This is a genomic window from Hahella sp. HN01, from assembly GCF_018986435.1.
Lineage (GTDB): Bacteria > Pseudomonadota > Gammaproteobacteria > Pseudomonadales > Oleiphilaceae > Hahella.
The window spans coordinates 1-1,003 of the sequence record NZ_JAHMIN010000133.1 but is presented as its reverse complement, the minus strand read 5'-3'; the positions used below and the strand labels follow the sequence as shown (position 1 = coordinate 1,003).

General features: G+C 52.8%; 1 pseudogene. It reads right to left on the bottom strand.

The features are described 5' to 3' along the window. Positions 1 to 30: 30 nt before the first annotated feature. Positions 31 to 1,003: pseudogene (locus tag KP814_RS33575) on the bottom strand (IS3 family transposase); the annotation flags it as partial.

Below are 1,003 nucleotides of genomic sequence, written 5' to 3'. Positions count from 1 at the left end.
TGATCCTGCCCACAAAGATTAGACACGTCATTAAGCGACTTTCGATACTTCATAACTCTCTGGGCTGAGATATCCATTTGCGCTGTGAAGACGGGTTCGATTGTAATCCACTTCGATATACTCAAACACGGCTTCACGCATTTCTTGTCGGGTTGCGTACCGCTCTCCGTGAATCGCTTCCACTTTCAGGGAGTGAAAGAAGCTTTCCACACAGGCATTGTCATAGCAATTGCCTTTGCCGCTCATACTGCAACGAAGCCCGTGCTCCTGAATCAACGTCTGATAGGCTTCTGAGCAATATTGGGAACCTCGATCTGAATGGACGATCACCCCTTCGGGCTGACGTCGACGCCACAACGCCATGCGCAAGGCGTCGCAGACCAGCTTCGATTTCATTCGCGAACTCATCGCCCAACCTATGACTTTACGGCTGAACAGGTCCAGCACGACGGCTAGATACAGCCAACCTTCTTCCGTCCACAAATAGGTGATGTCGCCCGCCCATTTTTGATTTATCTCCGTTGCATTAAAGTCCTGCTGAAGAAGGTTTTCCGCCACAGGAAGACCATGCCTGGAATGAGTGGTGGCCTTAAACTTTCTGGCGGCTTTCGCTCTCAAGCCCAAGCGTCGCATGCTCCTGGCCACCGTTTTACGGTTAGCCTGAATGCCTTGTTGCGCCAGGTCTTTGGTCAGCCGGGGCGCCCCATTACGCTTTTTAGCTTTATCAAAGGCGGCTCCAACCTGGATGTCCAGGGATTGCTGACGCTGTCGTCGCAGAGAAGGGACTTTCTGCCGATGGAGCCAAACGTAGTAGCCGCTTCTTGAGACCTGAAGCGTTCTCGCCATGCAAGTGATGCGGAAAAGGCCTGTGTGAGAGTGCATAAAGGCGTACCTCACTTCACGCTTTTGGCGAAGTACGCCGCCGCTTTTTTTAACACGGCAAGCTCTTCCGCCTGTTCAGCCAACTGACGCTTCAGGCGGGCGTTTTCCTGGGCCAGCTGCT